General features: G+C 41.9%; 6 protein-coding genes, 1 other RNA gene and 1 riboswitch. Of the genes, 5 read left to right on the top strand and 2 right to left on the bottom strand.

Going from position 1 to position 8,388, the window contains the following annotated elements; translation table 11 throughout:
* Window positions 1-109: 109 nt before the first annotated feature.
* Complete coding sequence (locus FFM57_RS09635) at window positions 110-775, bottom strand: O-methyltransferase (RefSeq protein WP_137600309.1); 666 nt, start codon at window positions 773-775, stop codon at window positions 110-112.
* 51 nt (window positions 776-826) lie between these two features.
* An RNA gene (ffs, locus tag FFM57_RS09630) (signal recognition particle sRNA small type) lies at window positions 827-913 on the bottom strand.
* A 103-nt stretch (window positions 914-1,016) separates the two neighbouring features.
* On the opposite strand from ffs, the gene FFM57_RS09625 reads away from it, so the two are divergent.
* The 5 genes from FFM57_RS09625 (at window position 1,017) to FFM57_RS09605 (ending at window position 8,294) form a co-directional block, all read left to right on the top strand.
* Entirely contained in the window at window positions 1,017-1,718 is a 702-nt protein-coding gene (locus tag FFM57_RS09625) for an MgtC/SapB family protein (RefSeq protein WP_137600308.1), read from the top strand.
* Between the two features lie 129 nt (window positions 1,719-1,847).
* Window positions 1,848-3,056: a metallophosphoesterase family protein gene (locus FFM57_RS09620; RefSeq protein ID WP_137600307.1), complete on the top strand. Its 1,209-nt coding sequence runs from the start codon at window positions 1,848-1,850 to the stop codon at window positions 3,054-3,056.
* On the top strand, window positions 3,053-5,557 hold the full coding sequence (locus FFM57_RS09615; RefSeq protein WP_137600306.1) for an AAA family ATPase: 2,505 nt from the start codon (window positions 3,053-3,055) through the stop codon (window positions 5,555-5,557). Before FFM57_RS09620 ends, FFM57_RS09615 begins: the two co-directional genes overlap by 4 nt.
* Window positions 5,554-6,495 carry a 3'-5' exoribonuclease YhaM family protein gene (locus tag FFM57_RS09610; protein ID WP_137600305.1) on the top strand — a complete coding sequence of 314 codons (942 nt, stop codon included), beginning with the start codon at window positions 5,554-5,556 and terminating at the stop codon, window positions 6,493-6,495. Before FFM57_RS09615 ends, FFM57_RS09610 begins: the two co-directional genes overlap by 4 nt.
* Window positions 6,496-6,841: 346 nt before the next feature.
* Window positions 6,842-6,939: riboswitch (purine riboswitch) on the top strand.
* 65 nt (window positions 6,940-7,004) lie between these two features.
* The gene (locus FFM57_RS09605) at window positions 7,005-8,294 is read left to right on the top strand and encodes a nucleobase:cation symporter-2 family protein (protein ID WP_137600304.1); all 1,290 of its coding nucleotides are present in this window, start codon (window positions 7,005-7,007) and stop codon (window positions 8,292-8,294) included.
* Window positions 8,295-8,388 lie beyond the last annotated feature (94 nt).

Below are 8,388 nucleotides of genomic sequence, written 5' to 3'. Positions count from 1 at the left end.
GTTTTTTTGTTTTTTTTCAAAAAAATTAAGGACCGATAGAATTTTCTATCAGTCCAATAAATTATAGAGCCAAAAAAGAGCGCTGACTGTTGAGTCGCGCTCTTTTTCTTTACACTTTTTGCACCAACAACACGCCATCCCCTAAAGGTAGCATGCAACTAGCTAGCTTTGGATCCTCATGAACAGTTTGGAAAAGCTTATTTAAATTGCGGTGAATACTGTGATTTTTATGGGGAATTTCTTCAATCGGTTTTAAGATGGTGCCGGCCTGAAAGACGTCATCAATCATTAAGACACCGTTTGCCGTCAAGAGTTCTAAACAATAAGGTAAAAATTCCACGTATTTTGCTTTAGCAGAGTCCATAAAAATAAAATCAAAACTTTCTTTAGGTAGCGTCGGTAATAAGTCAGCCGCTTGTCCTTCCAATAAGGTGACCCGCTCTGTAATGCCGACTTTAGCAAAAGTTTCGTTGGCTTCTTTAGCCATCATATCATAACGTTCAATGGTGGTGACGTGAGCTTTAGGTAAGGTAGTCGCCATCAGACTGGCGGAAAAACCGATGGCTGTGCCCACTTCTAAAATATTTTTAGCTTGTAAGCTGCGCAAGTAAAATTGTAAAAATGCTACCGTCTCATGAGGAATCACTGGCACGTTGCGCTTACGAGCATCATCTTGAATTTCTTTTAAAATCCCAGTTAAAGGTTTTTGACCAAAACGCATAAATTCTAAAATATCCGTATTCACCACGGGTCGAAACATCATTTCATTACGCATAAAAATCTCCTTTAAAAATAAAAAAAGCCGCTATCGGCTTTTTAATTTACTATTTAATTCAGGCACATGGCAAGCACAACTTAGTGCTGCTTCCTTCCAGACCTGACACCCTTCGTAGTCTCGCCATTGCCCTAGCCGTTTCCGGCAAAAATAATTGTACCGTATTTTATCTAAAAAAGCTAGCCTTCTTTGAGTATTCGTAAAAATTAATGGTAAAATAGAAGAAAAGGGGGCGTTGTCCATGGAAGTTTCTTGGTTAGATATTGTAGTGCGGCTAGGGCTAGCGCTACTGATTGGTGGCATGATTGGTTTTGAGCGGGAATTTAAAAATCGACCAGCAGGTACCAAAACCCATATTCTAGTCTGCATGGGGGCTTGTGTGATTGGTTTAATTCAACAAGAAATTGCCTTAAGCTCTTTAGCGCAAGCTCAAGCATTCCCGCAATTAGCCGGCGTGATTCGTTCTGATGAAGCACGACTAATTGCCCAAGTGGTGAGTGGTGTCGGCTTTTTAGGAGCTGGCACGATTATTGTCACGAAACGTTCCGTCGTGGGTCTAACAACAGCCGCTTCCATCTGGGCAGTAGCTGGTCTAGGAATCGCCTGTGGCATGGGGTATTATCCGATTGCAGTTAGTGGTACCGTGGGGCTTTTGATGGCTTTACTGTTAATTAATCGCTTGTTGCGCCACGTCCCCATGAGTAAAAAAATTGAAATCAAGTATCTCCATAAAACCGAGACGCAAGAAGCAATTCAGACGTATTTTGAAAAGAATAAAATTAAAGTCATTGACGTGAATTTTTCCATGGAGCCAAAAGAAGAGGGGCGCATCTACACTAATTTGTACACGGTGGATTTGCCGCATCATTTGAATTATCCGCGGGTTATTGAAGATATCTCCACTTTAGAAGGTATTTTAAAAATTCGTACTACCCAACTATAAAAATTTTCCTGTAAAAAGTAGTTTTTGCTGACTATTTTTTGCAGGGATTTTTATTTCGTTTGCTGGAAAAAGAGGTGTTCCCCTAGTCAATTTTTTTTAGGATGGTATCATGAAGAAGAGGTGAGGACCATGCGCATACTCCAAGTGAGTGACTTACATTTAGAACGAACTTTTGGCGGCTTGACCGAGCCAACGCCAGCCTTAGCTGCGGTTTTATTGACGGCTAATCAAACTACTTTTCAAAATATTATCCAGGTAGCCATTAAAGAAAAGGTCGAGCTCGTTATTTTTGCTGGGGATACTTTTCATGCGCCCCAAGTGAGCATTGCCACGCAACATCTTTTTATGACGGGGATGGCTGATCTTAAACAAGCAGGCATTCAAGTAGCCTTAACCTTTGGCAACCACGATTACTATTCTCCGCAACGATTTTGGTTTTCCTGGCCAGAAAATGTGCACGTTTTTACCAGTGAAAGGGTGACGACTAAAATTATTCCGGTAACCAGTGGCAAGTTGCAAGTGGTGGGTTTTAGTTATCAACAGCCGTGGCTTGAGAGCAATCTTGCTGCTGCGTTTCCCCCAAAAGAAACATTAGCCAATTTACCGACGATTGGGATTTATCACGGAGAGAACAGTACCCAAGGACATTACGCGCCTTTTCGTTTAGAAACGTTGAAAAATTTACACTATGACTACATCGCTTTAGGGCATATCCACGTGCCAGACGTTTTGCAATTTGCACCGCCGATTATTTATGGCGGAACCCCCTTAGGTCACAATAAAAAGGAAACTCAAGTCAAAGGGGTCGTCTTAGCCGAAATTGGTGAAAAAGCTAATTTTAAGTTTATTCCGGTGGCGCCCCTTCGCTTTGGACAGCAGACGGTAACGTTAACTGGCACCACCTTGGCGGAAAATTTACAAGAGTTGCAAAATTTTTTAAGAACGAAAGCTCAGAAAAACTGGCAAATTTGGCAACTAACTTTAGTGGTCAATAATGATTTAAGCGAGTGGCAAGATCCTAACTATGGGCAAGATCTGCGGCGCTACTTAAATCAGTGGTGCCAAGAGCAAGACCTTTTACAATTTATGCAAGAGTTGACCCTGCAACACGTTAAAGAAGGAAAGTTGCCACTGCCCTTAAGCTCAGAAGTTTTACAACAGTATGGCAAACTTTATCAAGAACCGGCTGTCTTACAAGAAATACTTGGGGAGCTTTGGTCGCAACCTACTTTGCGGGATTTATTAGCCGGCGATGCCGATTACCAAGCAGCAGTGGTGGCTGGGGGACTTCAATTGATTCAAACAGAATTTGATTTTCAAGGGGAGGGGACACCATGAGATTAGTGAAAGCCGAAATTGTCGGTTTTGGGAAATACCATGAAGCTACCTTTGATTTTGATCAAGGACTGCAACTTTTTTATGGGGCAAATGAAGCAGGCAAGTCCACCTTGTATCAATTTTTATTAGCGATGCTTTTTGGTTTCCCAGCTAAACGAAAAGGGCAGCGGGACTTCACCCCTAAAAGTGGCGCCCGTTACGGCGGACGACTCTGGTTAGAGACGGTATACGGTCAAGTGGAGATTCAGCGCTTTAAAGACGAGAAGAAGCCGCAAGTCTTATTGATTGATCAAGGGACAACCGGGGATGAAGCTTTATTAAAAAAAATACTCGGTCCGTGGAACAAAGAAAGTTTTCAAACGGTTTTTGCTTTTCAACAAGAGCAATTACAAGAAGGAAAAGCGCTAGGGGAAGAAGATTTGCAAAAATTATTGCTCTCTTTTGGGTTAGCCGGTTCTGAAGTTTTTCTCCAACTAGCCGAAGTTTGGGATAAAGACGCTCGCAAAATTTTCTTAAAAAAAGGCAGTCAACCTTTACTCAATCAAAAGTTAACCACCTACGAAGCCCTCCTTGTAAAAATTCAACAGCAACGGCAATTAACTGGCCAGTATCAGCAGCTTATGCAACAAGCACAAGCTCTGACTAGTAAACTGCAACAAGCACAAGAAACATTAAAAACATTAGAAATAGCACAAGCGCGTTTTGAACGTCACCAGTTGGCGGCACCACTACTAGCTGAACTAGCCGAAGTTTCTCAGGCTAGCCCACCGCAATTGACCGAGGCAGCGCAAGCAAAGCTCCAAGAACTCTTTCAAGCACAACAAAAACTTAGTGGGCAAATCAAAGCGCTAGAAGACGAGCTTTTACAGCAAAGTGGCGTACCAGAAGGCTACAGTCAAGATTATCAGTGGTATACCACTCATCAAGCCCTCTTAAAAGAAATTTTTCAAAGTGGGGAGGCGGTGGAAGCCAATCAGCGGCGTTTAACTGAAATTCAAGCGTTAGTGGCAGATAAAAAGCAACAACTGGACGTGTTAACAGCAAAATATCACTTTTCGTTAAACGAGCCACCGCAAACTTTTTCAGCAGAACAACTCGCCCAATTACAACGGGCATTGCAGGAGTACCAACAATTAACTAATGCACCAACTCCTAAAGCAAAAAATAATTTACCGATTTTTTTAGGGGGCGCAGGACTCCTTAGTGCCGTGGTCAGTTTCTTTTTGCCAAGAGCCGGGCGGGTCACACTATTAGTCCTGAGTTTACTACTTTTGGCTAGTGCTGGTTTCAAGTATTGGCAACATTTAAAAAGTAAACCACAATCATTAGCTAAGCCCTTGGCTGCTAAGCGCGCGCAATACGAAAAAGAATTTACGGAAATTCAAGCAAGTTACCACTTAGGGGATGTTTCTTTAGCCGCTATGTTATTGCCGGAAAATCCCGTCACCCAGTGGCAAGGTCTAGTCACAGAAATTACGGACTTAACCTATGAACTACAAAGACAGCAAGGAATAGAAGCATTATTTCAAAAGAAATGGGCGCAACAAGTTCCCTTTTTACCCACCCATACCACACTGACGAGTTGGCAGTGGCTGCAAAGCTTTCAAGAACGTATGGGACAAATCGCCTTTGCCCAAAGTCAAGCCGGGGCTAAAAATTTACAACAACGTATCTATACGCAACAACAAAAAGCACAAGCCCTCGAAAGTGAGGCCGCACCTTTACTACAACAAGTAGGCCTAACCTATTTATATCAGTGGTCAGAAAAAGTTGAAGAGTTGCGGCAACAACGGTTTGCTTTGGCGCGCAAAGAAAAACTCCAAGCCCAATTATTAGCCTTGGGAGCTAGCCCCGAGGATGTAGTAGCGACTGAAGACGTTAGTGACCAAATCACCACCACGAAAGATGAGATTTCCCAGTTGCAGCAAACGTTAGAAAACGTCCGGGTCAATAGCGAGTATTTAGTACAGGACGGGACCTTACAAGAGTTAGAACAAAATAGAGCCAACTTGGCCGCTGAAATCTACGAACTTGCTGTCAGCTATGGCACGAAACAAGTAGCGGTGAGCTTAATGGAAGACTTAGGCAAAGAACTCAGCGAGCAACGGCTGCCTCAACTTCTACAAGCGGTGGGAAAATTTTTAAGCCAGCTAACGCAAGGCCATTACTTGCGTATCTTATTAAAAGGCGAGGAATTACGACTGCAAGATGTCTTGGGCCAACTGTGGGAGTTAAAAGATCTCTCCTCAGGCACCAAAGATCAACTCTTTTTAGCTTTCCGCTGTGCTTTTTTCCAGATAGGGGGGCAAAACTTGGGACTTCCTGTTATAATTGACGATGGCTGGTTGCGTTACGATACCAATCGCAAAGAGGCTTTAGTCACTTGCCTACTGGCTTTAAGTAGCCAGCACCAAATTATTTTGCTCACTAGTGATGCCCAGTTGCAACAACAATTTGCCCACCGTCAGCTATCGTACCAAACGTTAGGAGAAACGCTATGAAAAAACTTAAAGAATTAACAGTGGATGAAACTTTTGAAAGCTTTGTGCTGATTAAAAATGCCGATGTCCGCTTAGCTAAAAACGGCAAAAAATTTATTGCTTTTACGTTTCAAGATACTTCTGGAACGATTGATGGCAAGTTTTGGGATGCCGCCGAAGATGAAATTCAACGCTTTGTCGCTGGCCAAGTCGTCTTATTGAATGGCAAACGAGAAGTTTATAACGGCAATCCGCAAGTTAAAATTTTACATTTGCGCGTTGCTAACCAAAACGAACCTTTCCAACCAGGACTTTACGTGGAAAGGGCACCAATGACTAAAGAGGCCATGATTGAAGAGTTGAACCAAGCGCTTTTTACCATTGAAAATGCTCATTGGAACCGCATCGTCCGCTACTTACTCAATCAGTACCAAAATGACTTTGTAGAATTTCCCGCCGCTAAAAGAAACCACCACGCTTTTTATGGTGGCTTAGGATTTCATACCTTAAGCATGTTGCACTTAGCCCAAAGTATTTGTAAAGAATATCCAGAGCTAAATCCTTCTTTATTGTATGCGGGCGTTATTTTGCACGACTTAGGAAAAGTTTTTGAATTGACAGGCGCCATGTCTACGGAATATACGCTAGCCGGTAATTTGTTAGGCCATATTGTCTTAGTAGATGAAGAAATTATCAAAGCTTGCCAAGTTTTAAAAATCGATCCGGCTGACGAAGATGTGGTGATTTTACGCCATATGGTAATTAGTCACCACGGCTTATTAGAATACGGCTCACCCATTCGGCCGCGGATTATGGAAGCTGAAGTCTTACACCAAATTGATAACCTTGACGCATCCATTCAAATGATGCGGACCGCTTTGAAACAAACCACCCCAGGAACTTTTGGTGAACGTATTTTTGGCATGGACAACCGTAGCTTTTACTTGCCAGAAGATTAAATAGCGAACGATTAAAAAAGCTCGCCGCAATTTCCGTTTGCGGCGAGCTAATTTTTTTACTTTGGAGGAGTAAAAATGAAAAAGGGTTTGGTTTTGTTGGGATGCTTATACTATAACCAAGAATCGTGAAGAAAATGTGACGAAAAGATAAGGACTTTGTAAAAGTTGTGCAGTATTTTAGCATTTAAACCCGAATACTTTTTTGCATCACTACTTTTTTAAAATAAAATTGCAGGGAAAGACAAAGGTTTTTTCGGTAAATTACTACTTTTGTTAAGAAAATGATAATATTTTTAGTAAGAAAAGGGTTTCATGATGGCTAGTTTTAATCTTAACCCTTGATAATAGCGATAAATAAATTCTTGCTTATATATCGTCAGGATAAGGCTGACAGTTTCTACCCCAAACCGTAAATTTGGGACTATAAGCAAAAAGCGTCCAAGTTTCCGGCCGTCTTTTTGCTTAGTCAAAGAGGCGGAATTTTTTTACTATGAAGTAGTAGGAGGAGAATGGAAAAGATGGAAACGCAACAAAATTCAAAAGCTGCGGTCTTAGGTCTGCAGCACTTATTGGCGATGTACGCTGGCGCCGTGACCGTACCTTTATTAATTGGCGCAGGGTTAAACTTTAGCCAACAAGAAATGACGTACTTGATTGCTATTGATATTTTTATGTGTGGCGTGGCGACTTTATTACAATTAACCGTGAATCGTTTCTTTGGAATTGGTTTGCCGGTGGTTTTAGGCTGTGCCATTCAAGCCGTGAGTCCTTTAATTTTGATTGGCTCGCAAAAAGGTGTGGGGGCGATGTATGGGGCGATTATTGTTGCCGGACTTTTCGTCGTGTTAATCGCTGGCGCTTTTTCACAAGTGAAAAAATTATTTCCGCCGTTAGTAACCGGTACAGTCATTACCGTGATTGGGTTAACCTTGATTCCCGTGGCCATTACCAAAATGGGCGGGGGCGATGCCAGTGCAGCTAGCTTTGGGGATGGTAAAAACTTATTGTTGGCTTTTGTGACAATTGGTTTAATCGTCATTATCCAAGTTTTTGGCAAAGGTTTTATTCGTTCCATTGCTGTCTTGATTGGGTTATTGGGGGGAACGTTGTTGGCCGCCATAATGGGTATGGTGGATACCGCAGCAGTTTCAGCCGCACCTATTTTCCACTTGCCTCAACCTTTTTACTTTGGTAAACCCACTTTTGATATTTGGTCCATTCTCTTAATGATTATTATTTCCATTGTTTCCATGGTAGAGTCCACCGGCGTTTACTTTGCGCTAGGCGATATCACTGGTAAAAATATTGGCAAAGAAGAATTGAAAAAAGGTTACCGTGCTGAAGGTCTAGCGGTTATTCTTGGGGGTATTTTCAATACGTTCCCTTATACCGGTTTTTCCCAAAACGTCGGTCTTGTCCAACTTTCTGGCATTAAAACGCGGAAACCAATTTATTTTTCTGGTGCTTTCTTAGTCATCTTAGGACTCTTCCCTAAAATTGGCGCCTGGGCACAAGTCATCCCTGAACCTGTCTTAGGGGGCGGCATGCTAGTAATGTTTGGTATGGTTGCGGTTCAAGGTATGCGGATGTTAAGTAAAGTAAATTTTGCCAGCGACAAAAATTTATTAATTATCGCCATTTCCATCGGCTTTGGTTTAGGCTTTAACATTTATCCCCAAATCTTTGGTCAAATGCCAGCAACTTTACAAATGTTTACCGGTAACGGTATTGTCATGAGTAGTTTGACCGCCATTGTTTTAAACTTATTATTTAATGGCGTGAAAAATACCGAAGAATAAAATAGCCAAACTTTTCTCGATAAAGTCCATATAATTGTGTAAAAAGAAAAGGCCATATGAGTGCCTGATACGGTACAATGTTTTTAACCACAAA

Source organism: Enterococcus nangangensis, assembly GCF_005405245.1.
GTDB classification, from domain to species: Bacteria; Bacillota; Bacilli; order Lactobacillales; family Enterococcaceae; genus Enterococcus_J; species Enterococcus_J nangangensis.
This window is presented reverse-complemented; position numbering and strand designations above follow the sequence as displayed.